At 53.0% G+C, this 22,968-nt stretch carries 15 protein-coding genes; 3 read left to right on the plus strand and 12 right to left on the minus strand.

What is annotated here, in order from left to right:
* Nucleotides 1–33: 33 nt before the first annotated feature.
* From HBO41_RS01615 to aceK, 3 genes are all read right to left on the minus strand, one after another.
* On the minus strand, nt 34–1,155 hold the full coding sequence (locus HBO41_RS01615) for a beta-ketoacyl-ACP synthase III (RefSeq protein ID WP_169984863.1): 1,122 nt from the start codon (nt 1,153–1,155) through the stop codon (nt 34–36).
* Nucleotides 1,156–1,411: 256 nt separating this feature from the next.
* Nucleotides 1,412–5,323 carry an ATP-dependent RNA helicase HrpA gene (hrpA, locus tag HBO41_RS01620; protein WP_169984865.1) on the minus strand — a complete coding sequence of 1,304 codons (3,912 nt, stop codon included), beginning with the start codon at nt 5,321–5,323 and terminating at the stop codon, nt 1,412–1,414.
* 336 nt (nt 5,324–5,659) lie between these two features.
* The gene (aceK, locus tag HBO41_RS01625; RefSeq protein ID WP_099548841.1) at nt 5,660–7,369 is read right to left on the minus strand and encodes a bifunctional isocitrate dehydrogenase kinase/phosphatase; all 1,710 of its coding nucleotides are present in this window, start codon (nt 7,367–7,369) and stop codon (nt 5,660–5,662) included.
* Between the two features lie 450 nt (nt 7,370–7,819).
* Here aceK and HBO41_RS01630 point away from each other — a divergent pair, with 450 nt between their 5' ends.
* The 3 genes from HBO41_RS01630 (at nt 7,820) to cysC (ending at nt 11,273) form a co-directional block, all read left to right on the plus strand.
* Entirely contained in the window at nt 7,820–9,382 is a 1,563-nt protein-coding gene (locus HBO41_RS01630; protein WP_371318499.1) for a methyl-accepting chemotaxis protein, read from the plus strand.
* A gap of 64 nt (nt 9,383–9,446) precedes the next feature.
* Entirely contained in the window at nt 9,447–10,352 is a 906-nt protein-coding gene (locus tag HBO41_RS01635) for a DMT family transporter (protein WP_169984867.1), read from the plus strand.
* Nucleotides 10,353–10,679: 327 nt separating this feature from the next.
* Nucleotides 10,680–11,273, plus strand: coding sequence for an adenylyl-sulfate kinase (gene cysC, locus HBO41_RS01640; protein WP_169984869.1), 594 nt, complete (start codon nt 10,680–10,682; stop codon nt 11,271–11,273).
* A 103-nt stretch (nt 11,274–11,376) separates the two neighbouring features.
* Here cysC and HBO41_RS01645 read toward each other — a convergent pair whose 3' ends face one another.
* The 9 genes from HBO41_RS01645 to rfbA all read right to left on the minus strand — a co-directional run bounded on the left by HBO41_RS01645 (nt 11,377) and on the right by rfbA (nt 22,966).
* Nucleotides 11,377–12,432, minus strand: coding sequence for an NAD(P)-dependent oxidoreductase (locus tag HBO41_RS01645; protein WP_138450076.1), 1,056 nt, complete (start codon nt 12,430–12,432; stop codon nt 11,377–11,379).
* Nucleotides 12,433–12,460: 28 nt separating this feature from the next.
* Nucleotides 12,461–13,831, minus strand: a complete 1,371-nt coding sequence (locus HBO41_RS01650) for an alginate O-acetyltransferase AlgX-related protein (RefSeq protein ID WP_169984871.1) — start codon at nt 13,829–13,831, stop codon at nt 12,461–12,463.
* A 117-nt stretch (nt 13,832–13,948) separates the two neighbouring features.
* Nucleotides 13,949–15,376, minus strand: a complete 1,428-nt coding sequence (locus HBO41_RS01655; RefSeq protein WP_169984873.1) for an MBOAT family protein — start codon at nt 15,374–15,376, stop codon at nt 13,949–13,951.
* 71 nt (nt 15,377–15,447) lie between these two features.
* Complete coding sequence (locus tag HBO41_RS01660; RefSeq protein ID WP_169984875.1) at nt 15,448–17,298, minus strand: rhamnan synthesis F family protein; 1,851 nt, start codon at nt 17,296–17,298, stop codon at nt 15,448–15,450.
* A gap of 303 nt (nt 17,299–17,601) precedes the next feature.
* A complete protein-coding gene (locus HBO41_RS01665; RefSeq protein WP_169984878.1) occupies nt 17,602–18,969 on the minus strand; it encodes a sulfotransferase family protein in 1,368 nt (455 codons plus the stop codon).
* Nucleotides 18,962–20,281, minus strand: coding sequence for an ABC transporter ATP-binding protein (locus tag HBO41_RS01670; protein ID WP_342355873.1), 1,320 nt, complete (start codon nt 20,279–20,281; stop codon nt 18,962–18,964). Before HBO41_RS01670 ends, HBO41_RS01665 begins: the two co-directional genes overlap by 8 nt.
* 73 nt (nt 20,282–20,354) lie before the next feature.
* On the minus strand, nt 20,355–21,227 hold the full coding sequence (locus HBO41_RS01675) for an ABC transporter permease (RefSeq protein WP_244972991.1): 873 nt from the start codon (nt 21,225–21,227) through the stop codon (nt 20,355–20,357).
* Nucleotides 21,228–21,338: 111 nt separating this feature from the next.
* Nucleotides 21,339–21,887 (minus strand): dTDP-4-dehydrorhamnose 3,5-epimerase, encoded by a 549-nt coding sequence (gene rfbC / locus HBO41_RS01680; protein ID WP_169984880.1) that lies wholly within the window; start codon nt 21,885–21,887, stop codon nt 21,339–21,341.
* A gap of 194 nt (nt 21,888–22,081) precedes the next feature.
* Nucleotides 22,082–22,966 (minus strand): glucose-1-phosphate thymidylyltransferase RfbA, encoded by an 885-nt coding sequence (gene rfbA / locus HBO41_RS01685; protein ID WP_169984882.1) that lies wholly within the window; start codon nt 22,964–22,966, stop codon nt 22,082–22,084.
* Between the last annotated feature and the right edge of the window lie 2 nt (nt 22,967–22,968).

The raw sequence follows: 22,968 nt of genomic DNA on the forward strand, positions 1-22,968 counted from the left end.
GATGCCATCGCAGGCAAGCCAGCTCCCACAAGATTAGCGCTTGCGCAGGATCACGCTGCCGATCGAGTAACCCGCACCGAACGAGCTGAGCACTGCAACCGAGCCCTTGGGCAGATCGTCCTGATAGGTGTGAAACGCGATCACCGAGCCCGCCGAGCTGGTATTGGCGTATGTATCAAGGATCACCGGCGCTTCTTCCACCGAGGCTTCGCGGCCCAGCAGCTTCTTCACAATCAGGTGGTTCATGCTCAGGTTGGCCTGGTGCAGCCAGAAGCGCTTCACGTCGGTCACGCTCAGTTGGTTTTCTTGCAGGTGTACACCGATCAACTCGGCAACCATCGGGCAGACATCACGGAAGACTTTGCGGCCTTCCTGCACGAACAGCTTGTCCGGCGCGCCGATGCCTTCTTCGGCGGTACGGTTGAGGAAACCGAAGTTGTTACGGATGTTATTGGAAAACTTGGTCAGCAGCTTGGTGCTGACCACGTCGAACTGGTGCTCGGAGGTCGCCAGATCAGCACGCTCAAGAATCACCGCCGTGGCCGCATCACCGAAGATGAAATGGCTGTCGCGGTCGCGAAAATTCAAGTGGCCGGTGCAGACTTCCGGGTTGACCATCAGGATCGCCCGGGCCTGGCCCAGTTGGATGCTGTTGGCAGCGTTCTGGATGCCGAAGGTGGCCGAGGAACATGCCACGTTCATGTCGAAGCCGAAACCCAGGATGCCCAGGGCTTCCTGGACTTCAATGGCGATGGCCGGGTAGGCGCGCTGCAGGTTGGAGCAGGCGACGATCACGCCATCGATGTCGGCGGCGGTCTTGCCGGCGCGCTGCAGGGCTTGTTCGGCGGCGCCGACGGCCATCTGGCAGAGTACCGACCACTCGTCGTTGCTGCGCTCGGGCAAGCACGGGGCCATGCGCTGTGGGTCAAGGATGCCGTCCTTGTCCATCACAAAGCGGCTCTTGATGCCCGACGCTTTCTCGATAAAGGCGGCGCTGGACTCGGTCAATGCCTGCACGTCACCGCGCTCGATGGCGGCAGCGTTGTCTGAATTGAACTGTTGCACGTAAGCATTGAAAGACTGCACCAGCTCTTCGTTGGAGATGCTGTTGGCCGGGGTGTACAGGCCAGTGCCGCTGATGACGACGTTATGCACGGTCGTTCCTCTAAATCTGTCAGGCAGAGAAGATATTGGTACCGTCGTACCAAACTTTAATTCGTTCGATACCCTCCAGCGGGCATCAAACTGGCAACGCTTTATCCCATCGCACCACAGTGTTTCGCGGCGTTACCGGTCTTTATGACTGCGAAGTTTGCCACAACCTCGCGCATTTGGCGCCATCCCCAGGATTAACCCCCGCAATCCACTGTGGGAGCTGGCTTGGGCGTTGCCTGGAGGATCGAGGAAGAACTCAGGCCTCGACCAGGCTCCACTGTTTGCTCAAACGCTTATCGGAAATCGGCACCTTGGTGCCCAACTGCTGGGCAAACAGCGACACCCTGTATTCCTCCAACCACCAGCGGTAAAGTTCCAGCTGCGGGTCACGCTTGCCTTCCTGGGCGTGTTTGCTCAGGCGGTTCTGGTACTGCGCCCACAGGCCGCCCAACTCCGAGCTCCAGACCCGATCTTTTTGCACCTGGCTTGGCAACTTCTCCAGGCGCAGCTCGATGGCCTTGAGAAAGCGCGGCAATTCCTTGAACCACTGCGCCGGGGTTTCGCGCACAAAACCGGGATACACCAGGTTGCTGAGTTGCTGTTTGATGTCGTTCAACGCCACCGCCTGGGCCAGGTCGATCTTGCCTTTGAAGCGTTTCTGCAAGCCATGCCAGAGTTTCAGCACGTCCAGGGTCAAGCGCGCCAGGCGTTCGGCGTGTTCGGTCCAACTGCCGCGCTTGCGTTCGGCCAACGCAGCCAGACCCGCGCCGTCACGCGGCAGGCTGGCTTCGCCTTCGAGCACGCAGGTGTCGAGGCTGGCCAACAGAATATCTTCCACCAGCGCATCAATGCGCCCCAGCTCGCGGTACATCAGGCCCAGCTCAGTCAACCCAGGCAATTTGCCGCGCAGGAATTTTGCCGGTTCCGCCAGTTGCTGCATGAGCAGGCGCTGCAAGGCGCGGCGGTGCTGAAACTCGGCTTCGGCGGCAGTGGAGAAACGCCCTTCCTTGACCGTGCCGTTTTCTTCGACCAGTGCCGGATACACCGTCATCGACAGGCCAGCAATCTTTTGCTGGGTCTTTTCCGCCACGGCGGCAAACACCTTGGCTTCCACCGGCTGTTGGCTTTTCGCGGTTTGCGGTACAGCCAATGCGGCCTGGCTGGCCTCGGCGAAACGTGCGGTCAGCTCGGCCAGGTCGCGGCCTTCGCCCAGGAACTTGCCCTGGCCGTCAACCACCTCCAGGTTCATCTTCAGGTGGCTTTCCACCTGCTGCGCCGCCTCGGCCCAGGCTTCATCGCTGACCCGCGCGCCGGTCATGCGCAGCAATTCGCGGCCCAGCGCCTGGGGCAACGAGCCCTGGCCAAATTCGATACGTTGCAGGGCGGCCTTGACGAAATCCGGCACCGGCACAAAGTTCTTGCGCAGCGCCTTGGGCAAGTTGCGCACCAGCGCAATGCACTTGGCTTCGATCACACCCGGCACCAGCCACTCCAGGCGCTCAGGCGGCAACGCCGGCAACAGCGGCGCCGGTACGCGCAGGGTTACGCCGTCGCGGGGGTGGTTGGGTTCAAAGTGGTAACTCAGGGCCAGTTCCAGGTCGCCCAGGTGCAGGGTGTCGGGGTAATGCGCGGCGGTGACTTCACTGGCCTCGCGGGCCAGCACGTCTTCTTCACGCATGATCAGCAGTTGCGGGTCTTTCTGGCTGTTGACCTTGTACCAACTGTCGAACGTGGCGGTCTGGTGGATCTCTGCCGGCAAGCGCGCGTCATAAAAGGCGTACAGGGTTTCTTCATCCGCCAGAATGTCGCGACGACGGGCCTTGGCCTCCAGTTCATCGAGCTGTTCCAGCAGTTGCTGGTTGGCCGTGAGGCACTTGGCGCGGGATTGAATCTCGCCGCGTACCAACCCTTCACGAATAAACAACTCGCGGGACACCACCGGGTCAATCGGCCCGTAATGTACCGGCCGGCGCCCGACCACAATCAGCCCGAACAGGGTGATCTGCTCAAACGCCACCACTTGGCCGCGCTTCTTTTCCCAGTGCGGTTCGAAGTGGTTTTTCTTGATCAGGTGCCCGGCCAGCGGCTCGATCCAGTCGGCATCGATCTTGGCGACCATGCGCGCATACAGCTTGGTGGTTTCCACCAGTTCGGCGGTCATCAGCCATTGCGGACGTTTTTTACCGATGCCCGAAGATGGGTGAATCCAGAAGCGCCGCTGCCGTGCGCCGAGGTAATCGCCGTCTTCGGTTTTCTGGCCGATCTGGCTGAGTAAACCGGACAGCACCGCCTTGTGCAGTTTCGCAAAGTCGGCCGGCTCCTTGTTGACCGTCAGCTGCATATCGCGGCAGATCAGGCTCAACTGGCGATGGGAGTCACGCCACTCGCGCAGGCGCAGGTAATTCAGGAAGTTCTTGCGGCACCAGTTGCGCAATGGGCTGGCGGTCAGTGCCTGGCGCTGTTCTTCAAAGCCGCGCCACAGATTGACCAGCCCGGCGAAGTCCGAATCTGCATCCTTCCATTGCGCGTGGGCCTGGTCGGCGGCTTGCTGGCGCTCCGGCGGACGCTCGCGTGGGTCCTGGATCGACATGGCACTGGCCACAATCAACACTTCCTGCAAACTGCCAAGCTTGGCCGCTTCGAGCAGCATGCGGCCCATGCGCGGGTCCACCGGCAAGCGCGCCAGTTGGCGGCCCAGCGGCGTGAGCTGGCTGTTGCGGTCGACTGCCGAGAGTTCTTGCAGCAGGTTGAAACCGTCGCTGATCGCCTTGCCATCCGGCGGTTCGATAAACGGGAAGTCGGTGATTTCGCCCAGGCGCAGGTGCAGCATCTGCAGGATCACCGCGGCGAGGTTGGTGCGCAGGATCTCCGGGTCGGTAAATTCCGGACGGCCGATAAAATCTTCTTCGCTGTACAAGCGAATGCAAATGCCCGGCTCAACCCGGCCGCAGCGGCCTTTACGCTGGTTGGCACTGGCCTGCGAAATCGCCTCGATCGGCAGGCGCTGCACCTTGGCGCGGTAGCTGTAGCGGCTGATGCGCGCGGTGCCGCTGTCGATCACATAACGGATGCCCGGCACGGTCAGCGAGGTTTCCGCAACGTTGGTCGCCAACACCACGCGGCGGCCTGGGTGGGACTGGAAAATCCGCTGCTGTTCGGCCGGCGACAGGCGCGCGTACAGCGGCAGAATTTCAGTGTGTTTGAGCTGGGCCTTGCGCAGCATGTCGGCGGCGTCGCGAATTTCGCGTTCGCCCGGCAAAAACACCAGCACATCGCCGGGGCTGCGGCGTTCGCTGCGCTCATAGGCGGCAATTTCGTCGAGGGTGGCGAGGATCGCCTGGTCGACCGTCAAGTCATCCTCGACGCGGTTGCCCTCCTCGTCCTGCTCCAGCGTCAACGGGCGATACCAGGTGTCGACCGGGAACGTGCGGCCCGAGACCTCGACAATCGGCGCATCGTCGAAGTGCTTGGAAAAGCGTTCCAGGTCGATGGTCGCCGAGGTGATGATGACTTTCAGGTCCGGGCGGCGCGGCAGCAGGGTTTTCAGGTAGCCGAGCAGGAAGTCGATGTTCAGGCTGCGTTCGTGGGCTTCGTCGACGATGATGGTGTCGTAGCGTTCCAGATAACGGTCGTTCTGGGTTTCCGCCAGCAAAATGCCGTCGGTCATCAGCTTGATCAGCGTGTTGGAATCGCTCTGGTCTTCAAAACGCACCTGATAGCCGACCAGCGCGCCCAATGGCGTGGCCAGCTCTTCGGCAACCCGGCTGGCGACGCTGCGCGCAGCAATCCGGCGCGGCTGGGTGTGGCCGATCAGGCCGTACTGGCCGCGCCCAATCTCCAGGCAGATCTTCGGCAACTGGGTGGTTTTACCCGAACCGGTTTCGCCGGCAATGATCAGCACCTGATGCTTGTTTAGCGCCTCTTTGATCTCGTCACGCTTGGCCGCGATCGGCAGGCTGTCGTCATAGCGAATCACTGGCAGGCTGGCACGCCGCGCGGTGACTTGGGCGCAGGACGCCTGCATACGCGTGACCCACTGCGCCAGCTTCTCCTCGTCGGGCTTCTTGCGCAGCTCAAGCAACTGGCGCCGCAAGCGGTGGCGGTCGGCGAGCATGGCGTGATCGAGGTTTTTGAGCAGTTGGTCGATAGCGGGCGCTTGGTCAGTCATCAGGTACTTTGCAGGTCGTCTATTTATGCACGGCCGACAAGTGTGGCAGAAAAGCGGCTGATCTGGCAGACGGCTAAGTAAACCGGATCAAATGTGGGAGCAACTGTCTTAACCCACGCTCCTCTGTGGCGAGCAGGCTTGTCCTGCGCTGGGCTGCGCAGCAGCCCCATTGTAGACACCGAGATACTCCTGAAAGAACTCTGAGTCTGTTTTTGGGGCCGCTGCGCAGCCCAACGCAGGGCAAGCCTGCTCGCCACAACAGCCCACTTCGCACAGACGTTGTTAAAAATTCCTATGGCTATCGGGAGCAAGCCTCCTCCCAAACGGTATATGCGTTTACAGCGGGTCTTTGCGCCGATACGGAAACACATCAATCACCTTGCCGGCGCGAATCGCTTCCTGCAGGCCTTTCCAGTAGTCGGCGTTGTACAACTCACCATGCAACTCGTCGAACAGCTTGCGCTGGCCGGCGTCGGCGAACAGGAACGGCGGGAACTCTTCCGGGAACACGTCCAGCGGGCCGATGGAGTACCAGGGCTCCGAGGCCATTTCATCTTCAGGCGTGCGCGGCGCGGGGATGTGGCGGAAATTGGCTTCGGTGAGAAAGCAGATCTCGTCATAGTCATAGAACACCACACGACCGTGGCGGGTGACGCCGAAGTTCTTCAGCAGCATGTCGCCGGGGAAGATGTTCGCCGCCGCCAGTTGCTTGATCGCCAGGCCATAGTCTTCCAGGGCTTCGCGCACCTGGGCGGGGTTGGCGTTGTCCAGGTAGAGGTTGAGCGGGGTCATGCGCCGCTCGGTCCAGCAGTGGCGAATCAGTACCGTATCGCCCTCCACCTGCACCGTGCCGGCGGCGACTTCCAGTAACTCGGCCAGGCATTCGGGCTCGAATTTGCTCAAGGGAAAACGGAAATCGGCAAACTCCTGGGTGTCGGCCATGCGCCCCACACGGTCAACACTTTTGACCAGCCGGTACTTCTCGATCACCGTGGCGCGGTTGACGTTCTTCGACGGCGAAAAACGGTCCTTGATGATCTTGAACACGGTGTTGAAGCCCGGCAGCGTGAACACACTCATGACCATGCCGCGCACGCCGGGCGCCATGATGAATTGATCATCGGTGGTCGCCAGGTGGTTGATCAACGCGCGGTAAAATTCCGACTTGCCATGTTTGTAAAACCCGATCGAGGTGTACAACTCGGCAATGTGCTTGCCCGGCAGGATGCGCTTGAGAAAGCCGATAAACTCGGCCGGCACCGGCACATCGACCATGAAGTAGGAGCGCGTGAAGGAGAAGATGATCGACACATCGGCTTCGTCGGTGATCAGCGCATCGATCTGGATGCCGCGCCCTTCGCGGTGCAACAACGGGATCACCAGTGGCCACTGCTCGTCGCGGGTAAAAATGCGCCCAACCAGATAGGCGCCTTTATTCCGGTAAAGCACCGACGAAAACAGCTCGATGCTCAGCTGCGGGTCTTTGCACACCCAATCCGGCAGGTTTTCGCGCAACTGCGCCTGGAGGCGGCGCAGGTCGCCGTCGAGGTCGGCGTAGGCTTCGCTGAAGCGGTAATCGGCGAAGATCTGCGCCAGCGTCGCCGCCAGGTCGCCCGCAGGCTTATAGGTACGCGTTTGCGCCGCACGTGCCCGGCGCAGGCTGGGCCGCGTGGTGTGGATGAACATGCAGCCGTCGCTGATCAGGTCATGGCTGAACAGCCCGCAAAAGATCGAGTTGTACCAGGTCTCGGACAGCTCATCGTCAAAACGCAGGTCGATCAGGCCGATGTACGCGCTTTTGACCAATGGCCACTCGTCCACTGCCAGCAACGCCGCCTCATCGAAGTGGGCACGCAGACGCGCCGTGACTTCAGCGACCTTCTCTTCATACAAATTGATCCGCGCCGCCGATGCCGCCTGCCCTTGCTGCCACTGAGCCTTTTCGAAACGCTCGCGGGCGCCGTCGGTGATCTGGCGAAAATGCTCACGGTAATCGTCGAAGCCATCGAGGATCATGCGGGCAATGGCAGGGGCGGATGGCGACATGCGGGAAACCTCGAACGGGTATCTGGATGCCTGAGCTTAGCCAGTGAATCGAGGCAGGAGAAGGATGATTTGCACGGCCTGACTGTACAACATCATGCAATTTGTACATTTATTTTCAGTTTTCACCAATCGACCGTACGGTCAGCAAAAACACCATAAAGTCGCGCCGCCCACCGCTACAGGCCTGGAGCTGCGGGGCTTGACGCTCATTGCCAGGAAACCGCGCAAACCTGTGAGTTCTCAACGTATGTAACACCCTTGATACCACTTAGGGGAAACCCCGATTACCACCTTGATGGCACTTTGATATATAGCGCGCCCTTCCCAACCTAACAAGGTCTGAAGACCGACCCGGGAACCGGTTCAAATCGCCTAAGGAGCACTAAGATGTCATTGAGGAATATGCCGATCGGTCTGCGCGCCAGCCTGAGTTTTGGGGTGTTGGCCAGCATGCTGGTGATCGTCGGAATGTTTGGCCTGGGGCAGATGGCCAAGCTGCGCGAAAGCGCGTTGGTGATTGAAGAATCGTGGATGCCGAGCATCGAGAATATCCACGACGCTGCCGCCTGCATCGCCAGCATCCGCCTGGAGTCGATGCGCATGGCGACCACCGACGAATCACGGATCCGCGACAACAGCAAAAGCCTGATCGCCAACCAGCGCAGCGAACTCAACACCCTGCTGGAGCACCACGCAGACCTGCTCAGCGGCGACGACGAACGCGCCATGCTCAAGCAGCTCAACATCAATGTGAACACTTACAACAGTATCGTCAGCCAGATGGTGGAGCTGGTCGACAAGGATCAACAGCAAGACGCCATCGACCTGCTCAGCACGCGCCTCGGCCCGCAGGGCACGCTCCTGAATAAAAGCCTGGAGGACATGATTACCTTCAACCAAAAAGGCGTGGAAACCGCAGCAGACGCGGCGGCGCAGATGTATACCAGCGCGCAGTGGGTGGTCGGCCTGATCATTGTGTGCGCGCTGATCGCGACCTTGTTGCTCGCCTGGCTGCTGACCCGCAGCATCACCGCCCCGCTCGGCCAGGCCCTGGCCGTGGCGCGCACCATTGCCGGTGGTGATTTGAGCCAGCCCGTCGTGGTCAAAGGCAGCGACGAACCGGCGCAACTGTTGACGGCCCTGGCCACCATGCAGGACCAGTTGCGCACCACCCTCCATGGCATCAGCGAGTCGGCGCAGCAACTGGCGTCCGCAGCCGAAGAGATGAGTTCGGTGATGGAGCAGAGCACCCGTGGCTTGCAAGCGCAGAACGATGAGATCGAACAGGCCGCCACCGCCGTCAACGAGATGAGTGCGGCAGTGGACGAAGTCGCGGCCAATGCGGTGTCCAGCGCCGAGGCATCCAAGGCCTCCGACGAAGACAGCAAGCACGGTCATTACCAGATCAGCGAAACCATCAGCTCGATCCAGAACCTGGTGGACGAAGTGCTCGGCGCCTCGAACAAGGCCGAAGGGTTGGCCGTGCAAGCCCAGGACATCAGCAAAGTGCTGGAAGTGATCCGCGGCATCGCCGGGCAAACCAACCTGCTGGCGCTGAATGCCGCCATCGAAGCCGCCCGCGCAGGTGAGGCCGGGCGTGGGTTTGCAGTGGTGGCCGACGAGGTGCGCTCGCTGGCGCAACGCACCCAGGACTCCACCGAAGAAATCGAGCAGATGATCAACGGCATCCAGCAAGGTACCCAAGGCACCGTCGAAGCGCTCAACAGCAGCGCCGAGCACGCCGGCCAGACCTTGCAGCGGGCCAACAACGCCGGCAGCGCCCTGGAAAAAATCACCGCCGCCATCTCGCAAATCAGTGAACGCAACCTGGTGATCGCCAGCGCCGCCGAGCAACAGGCCCTGGTGGCCCGCGATGTCGACCGCAGCCTGGTGAACATCCGCGACCTGTCGACCCAGACCGCCGCCGGTGCCACCCAGACCTCGGCGGCCAGCCACGAATTGTCGCGCCTGGCGGTGGACCTCAACGGCATGGTCACGCGGTTTGTCCTGTAATTAGCGATTGTGTCGCGCAGGCCACTGGGCAACACTCGCCGCCTTATTGATGTAGGAGTGTTCCGTGAGACCTGTCGACACCCTGTACCTGTTGGGGCTGGCTGCCATTTGGGGCGCCAGCTTCCTGTTCATGCGCATCATTGCGCCGGAAATCGGCACGGTGCCGACTGCGTTTTTTCGCGTGTCGATTGCTGCCGCCGGGTTGCTGGTGATCCTCACGATGATGCGCGTGAACTGGGACTTCCAGGGCAAGTTCAAGACCGTGCTGCTGCTCGGCGTGATCAACTCCGGGATTCCCGCCACCATGTACTCCGTGGCGGCCCAGGTGCTGCCGGCAGGCTACTCGGCGATCTTCAACGCCACCACGCCGTTGATGGGCGTGTTGATTGGTGGGCTGTTCTTCAGTGAACGCCTGACCCCTTCGAAAATCGCAGGTGTGTGTTTGGGCCTGTTTGGCGTAGGAGTCCTGACCCGTGCCGGGCCGGTAGCCTTTGATCTGGACTTGTTGATGGGCGCACTAGCCTGCCTGCTGGCCACCACGTGCTACGGCTTTGCCGGTTTCCTTGCGCGGCGCTGGCTCGATCAACGTGGCGGCCTGGACAGCCGGCTTGCGGCGTTGGGCAGCATGCTCGGCGCTACCCTGTTCTTACTGCCGTTCTTTGCCTACAGCGCCATCAGCCATCCACCAGCGAACTGGGGTGGTTGGCAGGTATGGTCTTCGTTGCTGGGGTTGGGGCTGGTGTGTACGGCGTTTGCCTACATCCTGTACTTCCGTTTGCTGTCGTCCATTGGGCCGGTGAAGTCGATGACGGTGACGTTTATGATTCCGCCGTTTGGGGTGTTGTGGGGGGCGTTGTTGCTGGGGGAGCCGTTGTCGATGGCGCATTTGTATGGGGGGGTGTTGATTGGGGGGGCGTTGTGGTTGGTGTTGCGGGTGGGGAAATCGGGTACAGCGGCTATAAAGCGGTAATTTCGCAGGCGCGCTAACCAAAGGGCTGGCCGTGTAACGTTAACCCCCCATGTTTACTGCACCGCAAACGCTCACATATAAAACCGGCGCGCGCCGCAATGGTGCAGCCGCCTATTGTAGCTTCGCGGTTACACGATTTTACTGCGCTGCGTCAGAATTGAACTAGAAATGGAATTGAGCGTCCAACTAGCATCCGCTACACTCGCCGCCCAGCCTGAGTGCAGCATTCGACATGAACGTCAACGTCTCGATCAAAGTCATGGGCATGAAAATTAAGCAACAAAAAATATACGATTATTATTTATATGCTGTTGCACACGAGATCACATGACTAAAAATCTAACTTCCCCCCCACAAGCCGTTACCGCGGAGCGCAGGACGGCCCTCAAGGGACAGCGACCAATGGTAGTATGGCTCACAGGTCTCAGCGGCGCTGGCAAATCAACAATTGCCAATGCACTCGAAGTCGCACTTACCGACCGCGGCCGTCATACTTATTTACTGGACGGCGACAATGTCAGATTAGGGCTGTGCCAGGACCTCGGTTTTAGCGACGCTGACCGAGAAGAAAATATTAGAAGAATTTCAGAAGTGGCTAGGCTGTTTTTAGACGCCGGGCTGATTGTGATTTCCGCCTTTATATCCCCCTTTCTTCGAGACAGGGCGCTGGCGAAGAGTGTCATTGGCGATAAAAACTTTATTGAAGTATTCATCGATACGCCTCTGACTGAGTGTGAACGACGCGACCCCAAAGGTTTGTATAGAAAAGCCAGGGAAGGATTAATAAAGAACTTTACAGGAATTGATTCCGCGTATGAATCACCTGTCAATCCACACGTAAGAGTCAATACACTGGAAGAAGATCTGGATTCCACTGTTGCGCGCATCATTGATATGTTGGACGCAGAACTAACTAACTAACTAACTAACTAACGCCGCTTGGTTATATAGCAACTGCACAGCGTACTCAATATTACAGGGGAGGATGATCACTCGATCACCCTCCCCTTTACGTCAAGACGTCTTAGCGTTTGCCGGTGTCAATCCAATTGCACAAAATGCGTACACCTTCTCCAACCATTACGTTTGGAGTCCACTCAAGTACCTGCTTGCTCTCCTCAATCGTGCATGATGCGTGACGAACGTCACCGTGGCGATACGCCCCAGTGATATGAGGTGCAGGAGCGCCGTAGTGATCAGCAATGATCTGAGCCAACTTGGCGACGCTGGTGGCTTCACCCGAACCGACATCATAAGGTTCACGTGTGCCTTCAGTGTGCAAAGTCGCTGCGAAGATCGCGTTCGCCACATCGTCGATGAATACGAAGTCACGAATGATTTCACCGTCTTCATACACTGGAATGCTTTTGCCATCTTTCGCCATCTGAGCGAAAAGCGAGACGATGCCGGTGTAAGGGTTGGACAATGATTGGCCTGGACCATACACATTCTGCAACCGCAGCATGACTGGGGTTACACCCAATGCCAAACACCAGGAGCTGAGAATATGCTCTTGCGCAAGTTTGGTAGAACCATACACGCTGGTAGGGTCTGGGCGAGTAGTGTGCGAGTTGAAAGGCAGCGTTTTCAGGCCCTCAAAATCCCACTCCGCACGCTCCAGTTGCTCACGTGAACGCTGGCCTGGGTAAACCAGCGAGCCATCAGCGGCCTTCCATGCGCCTTCACCGTAAACAGCACGGCTGGAGGTCAACACGATACGTTTAGGCAGTGCTTCATGACGCACTAGCGCGTCAAGCATCTGAGTAGTCCCGGTTACGTTAACGTGCGCGTGGCGGCTCGCTTCCATCAGCGACTGGCCAGTACCTGTCTCAGCCGCCAGGTGAATGACTACGTCAGGAGCAAAATCTTTTAAAACAACATCCCAGTCTTCAGGAGAGGTAACGTCGCCTTTGACAAACTCTACACGCGAGTCCAGCGCCGCTGGACGCTCGGCGGTAGGGTGGACCTGAGGGTGAAGATTATCGAATGCAACCACTCGGCTGAACGTCTCAGCCAACAGGGGCGACAGCGCACACCCGATGAAGCCCGCACCGCCGGTAACTAGACATGTTTTGCTCATTAGAAACTCCGGATCTTGATTCAAAAAATTACTTCGCACCCATTGCAGACGGACTTTTTCCGGTCAGCGTGAAGTGAATAGAGCCATCGAGACTCAAAAAATCAATCTTATCGACATTTACAGTGGATGGCAGGCTGAAATAGAGCTGATTATCGCCCTTCGCATAGCGCTCAGAGTACTCAACTGGATGACCGTCGCTCGTTGATTGGACCTTGAGCGTTCCCGGCGTTTTAGCGGTTAGCACGACACGCAGGATTCGCTCTCCTTTCGCATTCGTCACCCACGAAATACTTGGTGCTTCACTGTCAGAAACGACACTCAACGCGCTCCCGGCAAACTCTATCGCTCCCCCCTCCGAGACGGTCAGATCATATGCATTTGCAGAATGCCATAGATAACCTTCGCTCAGAATGTTATCAAGATGGCGTTCGGTCATGACGTAAAGGACGACATCTGGCTTGTACTTTTCTACCAGAGCAGGCACGTTCGGGGCGTTATTTTGATCATCAATATTATGACGAACCTGAATAGTCTCGTAGAAAGCAGCCTGGAGATAAGGCGACAAAGAATCACCCATGGAATCACGCATCACCAGCGCTTTCAATTTATTATTTGCAGACTCATTCCTCGTATTTCTAGGTAATTCAAGCAGCCCTGTATGCGTGTCACCTGACACCGGAACATTGACCCCATCGTTGCCCAAAATTAGAAAATCAGGCAGTGGGGACTTAAACTTTGGTACCGTCCAGGGGTTCGGGGCTGGCAAGCTGATCATAGCCGCAAACTCACTCGCATAATTTGGCTTCACGTCAACTCCGTCAATCTCCGGGACATAGAGGCCTTGGAGTTTAGGGTCGAGCGCCGCCAGTGAGTGACTGGTTTCCTTCCATGCAGCCCAGGCACCAAAATCCGTCCAATGACTGTTAAATGGTGAATAGGTGTCAGCGGTAGAGCGCGCTTGACGTAACGCGGGCCTTACATCAACAAGCGGGAGAGGCTCTTTTACACTTAACAACTGATCAAATATATGCGGACCTATATGCCCTTGCGACCACTTAGGCATCTTTTCCGGATAAATCGACCACTTGGCCGGTGCAATCAAAAACAACATCGGTATATTCCGATGCGCAAGCCATTGTTGCTGTCCACCGATCGCGCTGGTCCATGCATCAATGTCATTAGCATTGTAATAACGACGTCCAAGCGCTTGAGCCATATTATTATTGAAAATATCACCCAGAAAAATCCATCCATCACTACCTACAACGGCGACAGCTTTGTTGTTAGTAGTTCCCAGGGAATAGAGAAAACTGGAGTAGCCTTCTACAGCTTTGTTCCAGAGCGGCGTGGTACGCCGAATCCCATCCCTTTGATTACCCCACTCGCCGGGATTCTTCATGACCACCTTCATAGCGGGCACAAATTGAGGCGACAAAACAACCGCTATGCCAGGTACGCATAGCGCGATGATAAATAATCCAATGATGACCTTAGGGGAAAATATTGAACGCATATATTAAAACCGAAAGTAAAGGAAAGGACTGTACGCACCTGATAGCACTTTCATACTAGCCAGTACAAACAGTGCGCTCAGGCCAAGCAAACCTGCGCATAACTGTTGGTTCGAAGACAAGCGATCACGCAACCACCTATAGACAGGAAAGCTCAGTAGCGCCCCGACGCCTAACGCCAATCCCAACGCTGGACTCATGTATTCAGCCAGCACATAATTTTCTGGGCCAGTTCGCAAGCCTACCATCAACGCCATCATATGGAATGCGTGGTCAAACGTTTCGGATCGAAACAACACCCAACCGAAAACTACTACTGCCAGGGTATAAACCCAACGCAGCGGGCTGGGAATACCGCGATTTTCCATATTGGTAAAGCGCTCTATGACAATAAAGAATCCATGCCATAACCCCCACGCCACGAATGTCCAAGAAGCACCATGCCATAAACCGGTTAGAATAAAAACGGCTAACAAATTAACATAGGTACCTACCGCCCCCGTACGGTTCCCCCCCAAAGGAACATAGACATAGTCGCGAAACCAGCCTGACAACGTTATGTGCCAGCGTCGCCAGAAATCACGTATTGACGTTGATTTATAGGGGTAATTAAAGTTTTCCGGAAAACGGAACCCCATCATCAAGCCCATTCCGATCGCCATATCAGAGTAAGCTGAAAAATCAAAATATATCTGCAATGTATAGCTGGCAGCGCCCAACCACGCTGTTCCAAAATTCAACTCGGAAGCAGGGAGCGAGAAAATTGCATCCGCAGTCACCGCAAAGGTATCGGCAAGTAATACTTTTTTCGCGAAACCGATAACGAACCGGGTAATCCCTTCTACAACCATGTCAGGATTAACCGAACGGTCTGGAAGCTCCGCAGCAATATCCCTATAGCGAACAATCGGACCAGCAATTAACTGAGGGAAAAGGGATTTGAAAGTACCGAATATAAGCAGACTTTTAGTGGCCTGAATCGTCCCTCTGTACACATCAACCAGATAACTAATACCCTGAAAAACAAAAAAACTAATACCTAATGGCAGCAGGACAGAAACTACAGGCACAACCGACGGATGACCAAACTTCGCTGAAATCAAGTTTATATTTTCAGTAATAAACCCGACATACTTAAAATAGCCAAGTACGGACAGATTGAAAAACAACCCTACGATAAGTAGACGTCTGGCCATTGCACTTACTTGTTTTCCATCCTCCACCTCGCGAAAACGATCAATTAAATAACCTATCGCAAAATTACCCACAATTGCAGCGATAAGAATCCACAGACCTTTAGCATCACCGAGATAGTAGAAATATAAACTCGCCGTGAGTATGAGAATATTTCTGAAACGGTGGCCCACAAGCTTATACGCAATTAAAAATGCGGGCAGGAAAAGGAAAATGAACAGATATGAGCTGAAAACCATATATCTACTTCCAATTAGCAATGGCCAGCAGGCCAAACCAGTTTATTATTAAAGCTACGCTTTCCAACGCTTTATCGCCGGCTTGACGCCCACTTATACGCTCTTCTCAACACAGACCCCAATCGTGGGTATCTGAACATAATTGAACGTTTCAACGACATAATGACACCTGTCGTAATGTAAGTTATCTGAGACGTTTTAGACAGCTGCATTGTTTGCATCTGCTCGCGCAAGCTTCCTGTCGAAAAACAGCTGGATAGCGCTTGCAACTTATATTCCAATTTTACATAATTTTTTGACGCTTGCTTAGGCGTCAAAATGCATCGACTAAGAAAGCCAGCATCTTGGGCACAATAGGTAATCAATCGCTCCAAAACATGGGGGAGATCACCATCGCCATAGTGCGCTTCGTCAAAATCCTTCCAGCTCCATTCATGCTGGAATAATTTTTTGAGGGCCTCTGGGCGAAACCAATACATTGAGCCATACGTCGCTATCGGTGTTTCATGATCTATAGGCACTTTGAAGTTGAGTTCGCGAGCCAGATTGATTGCTCGGTCTCTGTTCAGAAACCAGCCATGCCCTAGCGTCGGGTAACCAATATGTACAACCGGTGGCATGGCTACGCCTATCCACGGCTGACTTTCAAACATATCGATGACATTTCGCACATAAGCAGGACTTGCCAGCAAGTTCTCACATAAATGCCGTTTGAACATGGCACTTTTCGAATAACCATCTTGTGGCGACTTCTTGCTATGCAACCTGCAAATCAGATCATAGCCACCTGCCAAAACAACTTCACGACACGTAATCAGCAGCGCTGATGTGTCACGGCCAAAGTTCGATTCGCAAACCAACACAGTGCATTTAAGGTCAGGAAAAGCAGAGAAAAACGTGTCTATCTCTACTTTCTTCTCTGCGGTGTCAGTTGTGATATAAATTGAGAACGGTGCTGGTATATTTTTAATATATCCAAGCATCTCATCCAGCATATCGACATAATAGACATGGGCAATAACAGCTATTTTTTTCGAAACACTAACGTGATTTTCCGACTCTACCTGAGACTCCGACAGAACACTCAGTACTTCAAGGTTCGAGTAAAGCGTCCTTAGCGGCGTAGTACGTATCAAGTTCTTCCAGATTAGACTCACATCATAATCGGACTTTTCACTTATCAAATCCAGCGCACGTTTAACGTCAATCGCTTCGCTTTCAATGAAAACGGGGTCATGAAAAAAAGGACGCCTTTTTAAAATGGGAGAGCGACGCTCGATCGCCAAGTCCATCTCGGAGAAAATAGGATGATCTGTATTGTATGTTTCAGGACCAATGGAAACTGCATAATTAAAACCTAGATCGCTGAAGTGCTTAGTAAACCTGGCCTCATGTTTTAATATGGAGTCCTCGTAAGAGTTTATCATTGGCATATCAGTCCAATACCGATAAAACCCGTCCGAATTCAACATATTTTTACGAACAGCAATGAAATGCGACTGTATGTGATAATGAAGGGTGCCGGTGCCGTTGAACGGGTTGGGAGTAATTTCCTGATGTGACGATACCCCCCAGAAATCTATTCCCGGCTTATTCATCTCTTCAAACAATTCAGCAAAGGGAAAAATGGGGCCAAAGAAGGTGTAGTTTAAAAAGATTGCCTCGTCATACTGTCGAAGCTGATCCCAACCAAAAGTCTCAATAGCTTCTTTATAGGCCCAGACATCAAAGCCTTTATTGACACGACAATGCACAACATCGACTAAGGAATTTATTTTTATTAGCGAATCTGGTGAAATGCTAGAGTTCGAAACAAAAAATATTGTTTCGACATGCGCGCGAAGCATACGAAGTTTATAGATAATATAGTCATCTACAATCCCATCATTATCATAAAACAGGTAAAACGCAACTCTACGCATTATTAGTCAAGCTCCATAAATTTTACTTATGTAAATGCACTAACTCTTTCCCTAGCAGACGCCAACTTCAAAAGTAACGCCCCCTCCCCTAAGTGAAAGAGTTTCACATCACACCTAAACAACACTCAAATAAAACCAATCAATGTCTTTTAACACCGAGATTTTTCATAAATCCCTATAGCGTTTTTTAGACATTCTATAGGCAGCGAACAAAAAAGAAAACCGAACACTCAGCCGTGTCTGGGGACTCCCTTTCAATCGTATTCGCGGCCACATGAACATCATCGTAAACGTTTGTTGGTACTATTCATTTTTTACAATCCTGCTTAAAAAAGTCCTGATCAGCCACGCTTTCTGTCTTGTAAGTCTTTTTAGCTCAGCATAACTGGCTTGCGTCTCTAGCAAAATCTGATGAGCGCTTTCCTCCCGAGCCTGCAACGCACTCATGTCAGCAAAAAGCTTGCCCGTCGTAATCTCGAGCTCTGCCAATTCTCGCTTAAGCCTCGAGAGTTCAGCTTCCTGCATACCGATTAAGTCATGCTGCTTACTCAGCTCGCTTTCTTGGGACACCTGCAAGGCGTTGTAGTACCCCTTAAGCTCATCTAACTCTGCCTGATGAGAGAGACATACGCTTTCATTGTGTCTGCGCAAATCTTCCAACTGAACCTGCTGAGCGATTTGCAAGCTGTCATTTTTAACTTTAAGCTCATCCAATTCGAATTGCTTAGCCTGCAAGGCGTTTTTACTCTCGTTGCTTAGTTCGTCGAACTGAATTTTTTGTGCCAAAGCAATATTTGAATAATGCTCGGCAACTTTATGAACAAGGTCATGCATTGGCCGATGAAAAAAAGCCAGCATCGCTGAGAAAGAAGAGTTCATAGCCTCCAGCGCTGTCCAATAGCCCTCTTTCATCTCATGGCAAATCATATATGTTTTTTCGGCGAAAGAAAATTCGCCTCTCCCCTCATCATATGAAAGAGAGTAATCATGGTGGCGATTTTCTGAATTTAAGTAGAGGTCCACCTCTGACCTAATAGAATCAGATGAATTAGGCCAAACAATCTCTAGTTCAGCCGCAATTCGATTAACGTGAGCTTCCCAATCAGTTAAGAGATGATCATATGTTATGAGCGCACGTGGTATCTGACGGCTTGCCTTCTCCGCCTCGAAAAAATACTCAAGCCACAAAGTCTTCGTATGATCCGCAGACCACTGCCCATCACCTACCATTGTCGCGATGGAATTGACGACCTCATCAGGATGGCGTGTAACAAGCACAGCTTTTGGACTAATGCACAATCCCTCTAAGACCCTTAGCCACAACGGTAAAAAGCGGCACATCCTGGGTTCTTTAACTATCCAGATTGTTTCGCCACGATAATCTCGTTTAATTAACGCCTCTAGCTCTCGATGCGCTTGTTGAGTCTCGGAAAAGTCAACCCAGCCATCAGGCATTTCGCCAATATCAAACCAGCTCCGTCCCAGTGAGGATAATAAGCGCTCGTGAATGGCTAATGCATCTGCACTTTCAAAGAACCCTTTGGGATTCGCATCAGCTGCTGGCAAAAGATTCTCAGACAGCACTGCACCATGCAAATTTAATACGCGCGTCACAGCAGAGGTGCCGCTGCGAGGCATTCCAAGCACTAAAATAGCCGTAGAGTTATGCATTCCCGTCGCCCGACACCGTACTCAAAGTAACTTTCAAATCGGGCGAAGAAACCATTTCTACAAGCCCAGTGGACAACCGATCGGGGTCTGAAAAGACTCTAAACATCTCAGCATCTATTTGCCGATCCAAAAACTGCTCTTGACCGTCTACCAACCCGAGCACACCAGCATTCAAAAAGTAAGTAGCCGGCGGCAGCCTGCATTCAAAATCAAATTTTACTTTAACACGAGCGCCCATCGGTATTGTTTCGATGGTGTCTCGCGGCGCAGCGCTCACAGCACCACTTAACTCCAATCCGGATGTTGTCTTAATCATCATGCCAAATCTCACTTGAAAAGCGAGAGCGGTAAAATCGACAGTATAGACATATTTATAGGACTCACCCGACCGAAGCACATTAACCTTTCGCCCTTCGGATGTTTCAATATGAACATCAAGAATTGAAGCACCATAAGAATTGTAACTAATCTTGCTCAGGGATTTCATACCCTCTTCATAGAACGCTTCTTCCCGTGGAGGAAGGTTACTTTTGGCACTGGCCACTAACGCGGAATCGGCCTTGTCCGCCTCGGTCACAAATGCGTCTTCAGCAACATCGTCTTCAACTAACTGTTTTTTTAGATCCTCGCGCAATACAGCTACAGTGTCGGCTGGCGAGTAAATTAACTTATGATATTTTGAAACCACCGACTTTGGAGAGCCCTGGGCAATCAGTTCTCCCTGATCAAGAAGAATCGCACGATCACACAGCTCGGTCACGATACCTGCAGAGTGTGAAACAAATAATATCGTTGACCCATTATCACGCAAGTTCTGAATACGGGCGAAACATTTTCGCTGGAAAGCCTCGTCTCCCACAGCCAGAGCTTCATCGATAATCAGCAAATCAGGGGTCACATTAATAGCAACAGAAAATGCTAGCCGAATGTACATACCGCTGGAATAACTTTTTACCGGCTGATTTATGAAATCGCCTATGCCGGCAAACTCTGTGATGGATTCGAAACGTGCGTCTATCTCTTCTCGACTCAGACCAAGGACAGAGCCATTCAGGTAAATATTTTCTCGCCCGGTGAAATCAGGATTGAAACCTGCTCCCAACTCAAGCAGCGCGGCGATTCTCCCATTGACCTGCACCGTTCCGGAAGTGGGAAATAAAGTTCCACAAATAAGCTGCAGCAATGTTGATTTGCCCGACCCGTTGCGCCCTACGATCCCAAATGTTTCTCCACGCTTCACTTCAAAACTTACATCCCTGAGTGCGCGAAACTCTCGATACCACTTATGCTTTTCAGCGGATGGCGTCAGCATTTGGAGCAGACGGTGGTGGGGCTTCTCGTATACCGGGAAGAACTTACTGAGCCCCTTAACACTTACTATCAAGTCAGAGCACATCGCCGAAGCCTCTACGTGTTGCTGAAAACCATGCATACCCAACCAGTGCGAACACCACACTAACAAGTGTATATATCAACAATCCCGACCAATTGGGCATCTCGCCCCATAGCGCGACCGCACGCGCCTGATCTATGACAAACGTCAATGGATTAATAGAAAAAACAAATTGATACTTTTCAGGCACAGCGCTGGGAGGAACTACTGCCGAAGATGTAAATAATAATGCAGTAGAAAGAACGCCCGTAACCTGACTTATATCTCTAATATAAACACCCAGCGCAGAGAGAAACCAACCTAATCCTACCATTAGAATTACCAGCGGCAGCAAAATCAAAGGCAGAAATATAAACCCCAATGAAAACGACTGATCAACCACTAACCTCAACACAATCAACACCACTATATTCATCAATGTATGAAATAGCGCAGATATAATTAAAGGCCAAGGGAGAATTTCGACAGGAAATATTACTTTCTTTACATAACTAGCGTTATTGGTTACCAATGTGGGTGCGCGCGTAAAACACTCGGCAAAAAAACCATGAACAATCAGACCCACAAACAAAATGATCGCAAAGCTATCTCTTGTATCTGTTGGTTGCGGCCAACGACTATTCAGTATGCTTCCAAATGCAAAGGCGTACACCAATAGCATTAGGAAAGGACTGATGATCGACCAGAACAGACCAAAACTTGCCCCTCGATACCGACCCAACACTTCGCGCTTGCTCAGCTCAGCTATTAGAGCTCGGTTCCGCATTATCGAAATTACAGGCGCCACCAGAAAATTTACTAGCCTTTTCATAAAATCGACCATAATGACAACGTGAAACTTCTGAATAAATTTGTTTTCATCCAACCTCCAGCGCTCATATCAAAACTTCAAAATGATCAGAATGCTAATAAACCACAGACTAAAAAAGCAAGAGGCCCAAACAATACAAACTTAGGCCTTTCACTTATCACTCTGTCATTTGAAGGTTTTCGCGTCTTTCAGCAAGAGACCTTCCAAATCTTTCTTTGATAACTGAGGTTCAAAACCTTCTGGCCACTTTATGCTGATCTGCGGATCATCCCAAGCGATACAACCTTCACACTCGGGAGCATAGTAATTAGTGGTTTTATATAAAAATTCCGCAGTATCACTCAACGTCAAGAAACCATGAGCAAATCCAGCAGGTATCCATAATTGCCTTTTATTCTCGGCTGACAGTATCTCGCCCACCCACTGACCAAACGTTGGAGAGTGCTCACGAATATCGACTGCTACATCAAATACAGCGCCTTCAACTACCCTGACAAGTTTACCTTGGGCTTTAGGTTCAAGCTGATAATGAAGACCTCGCAAGACATGCTTAATCGATCGACTATGGTTATCTTGAACAAAAACGTTATCCAGTCCCGTGGCATCCTTGAATGCGTTGGCATTGAAGCTTTCAAAGAAAAAACCCCTGTCATCACCGAACACCTTGGGTTCGAATAACACCACGTCTGGAATTGCAAGTTTTGTTGATTTCATAAAGATCCTGTGACTCCGCTTACGACGCTTGGCTGGCAGATGGCGGATACTCACGCTGCCGGTTTTTTACGACTCGCGAGACTGCTGGCATCATCAAAAACCGCTAGCCCTAATTAAAAAAAGAACCCGAAGACTCTCATAAAAGCCCTGGGTTCAGAGATAGGCTCTACCTTTAGATAGGAACTTTATTCCCATCAATAGATTTTTTCATGCAGCAAGCGCATAAGATATTGACCATACCCATTTTTCAACAAAGGTGCGGCGAGCTTTTCCAACTGCTCAGCATCAATCCACTTCTGACGGAACGCAATCTCTTCAGGGCAAGCAACTTTCAGGCCCTGACGGTGCTCCAGCGTTGCTATAAAATGACTTGCCTCAAGCAGCGAATCGTGTGTGCCCGTGTCAAGCCAAGCGTAGCCTCGCCCCATGATTTCAACAGAGAGCTGACCTTGCTCCATATAGACCCGATTGAGGTCGGTAATCTCCAACTCGCCACGCGGGGACGGCTTAATACTCTTCGCTATGTCGACAACCTGCTGATCATAGAAATAAAGCCCGGTGACGGCATAGTTAGACTTAGGATGAACCGGCTTTTCTTCGAGACTGATCGCTTTACCTTGACCATCAAACTCAACAACGCCATAACGCTCCGGATCATTGACATGATAGGCAAACACGCTCGCGCCTTCTTGCCGTACCATGGCACTCAGCAACAGTTCGTTGAAATGATGCCCATGGTAGATGTTATCGCCCAGCACCAACGCCGATGGGTCATTACCGATAAAATCTTCACCAATAATGAACGCTTGGGCCAAACCATCCGGAGAGGCTTGAACAGCATAAGAAATGTTCAAACCCCAGTTGCTGCCATCGCCCAGCAACTGTTCGAAACGCGGAGTATCCTGCGGTGTAGAAATGATCAGAATATCGCGAATACCCGCTAGCATCAGTGTCGTCAGCGGGTAGTAAATCATTGGCTTGTCATACACCGGCAACAGCTGCTTGGAGATAGCCAGTGTCGCTGGGTGAAGACGCGTGCCCGAGCCGCCGGCCAGGATGATCCCTTTACGTTTAAGCATGT

Origin of the sequence: Pseudomonas sp. WS 5146 (assembly GCF_012985495.1) — a bacterium.
In the GTDB taxonomy this organism is placed as follows: Bacteria; Pseudomonadota; Gammaproteobacteria; order Pseudomonadales; family Pseudomonadaceae; genus Aquipseudomonas; species Aquipseudomonas edaphica.

Excerpts from the sequence above, each read along its gene's own strand:
- HBO41_RS01665 (WP_169984878.1), bottom strand. The coding sequence starts at position 18,969 with ATGCATAACTCTACGGCTATTTTAGTGCTTGGAATGCCTCGCAGCGGC.
- HBO41_RS01660 (WP_169984875.1), bottom strand. The coding sequence starts at position 17,298 with ATGCGTAGAGTTGCGTTTTACCTGTTTTATGATAATGATGGGATTGTA.
- HBO41_RS01655 (WP_169984873.1), bottom strand. The coding sequence starts at position 15,376 with ATGGTTTTCAGCTCATATCTGTTCATTTTCCTTTTCCTGCCCGCATTT.
- HBO41_RS01645 (WP_138450076.1), bottom strand. The coding sequence starts at position 12,432 with ATGAGCAAAACATGTCTAGTTACCGGCGGTGCGGGCTTCATCGGGTGT.
- aceK (WP_099548841.1), bottom strand. The coding sequence starts at position 7,369 with ATGTCGCCATCCGCCCCTGCCATTGCCCGCATGATCCTCGATGGCTTC.
- cysC (WP_169984869.1), top strand. The coding sequence starts at position 10,680 with ATGACTAAAAATCTAACTTCCCCCCCACAAGCCGTTACCGCGGAGCGC.
- rfbA (WP_169984882.1), bottom strand. The coding sequence starts at position 22,966 with ATGCTTAAACGTAAAGGGATCATCCTGGCCGGCGGCTCGGGCACGCGT.
- HBO41_RS01650 (WP_169984871.1), bottom strand. The coding sequence starts at position 13,831 with ATGAAGAATCCCGGCGAGTGGGGTAATCAAAGGGATGGGATTCGGCGT.
- HBO41_RS01670 (WP_342355873.1), bottom strand. The coding sequence starts at position 20,281 with ATGCTGACGCCATCCGCTGAAAAGCATAAGTGGTATCGAGAGTTTCGC.
- HBO41_RS01630 (WP_371318499.1), top strand. The coding sequence starts at position 7,820 with ATGCTGGTGATCGTCGGAATGTTTGGCCTGGGGCAGATGGCCAAGCTG.
- rfbC (WP_169984880.1), bottom strand. The coding sequence starts at position 21,887 with ATGAAATCAACAAAACTTGCAATTCCAGACGTGGTGTTATTCGAACCC.
- hrpA (WP_169984865.1), bottom strand. The coding sequence starts at position 5,323 with ATGACTGACCAAGCGCCCGCTATCGACCAACTGCTCAAAAACCTCGAT.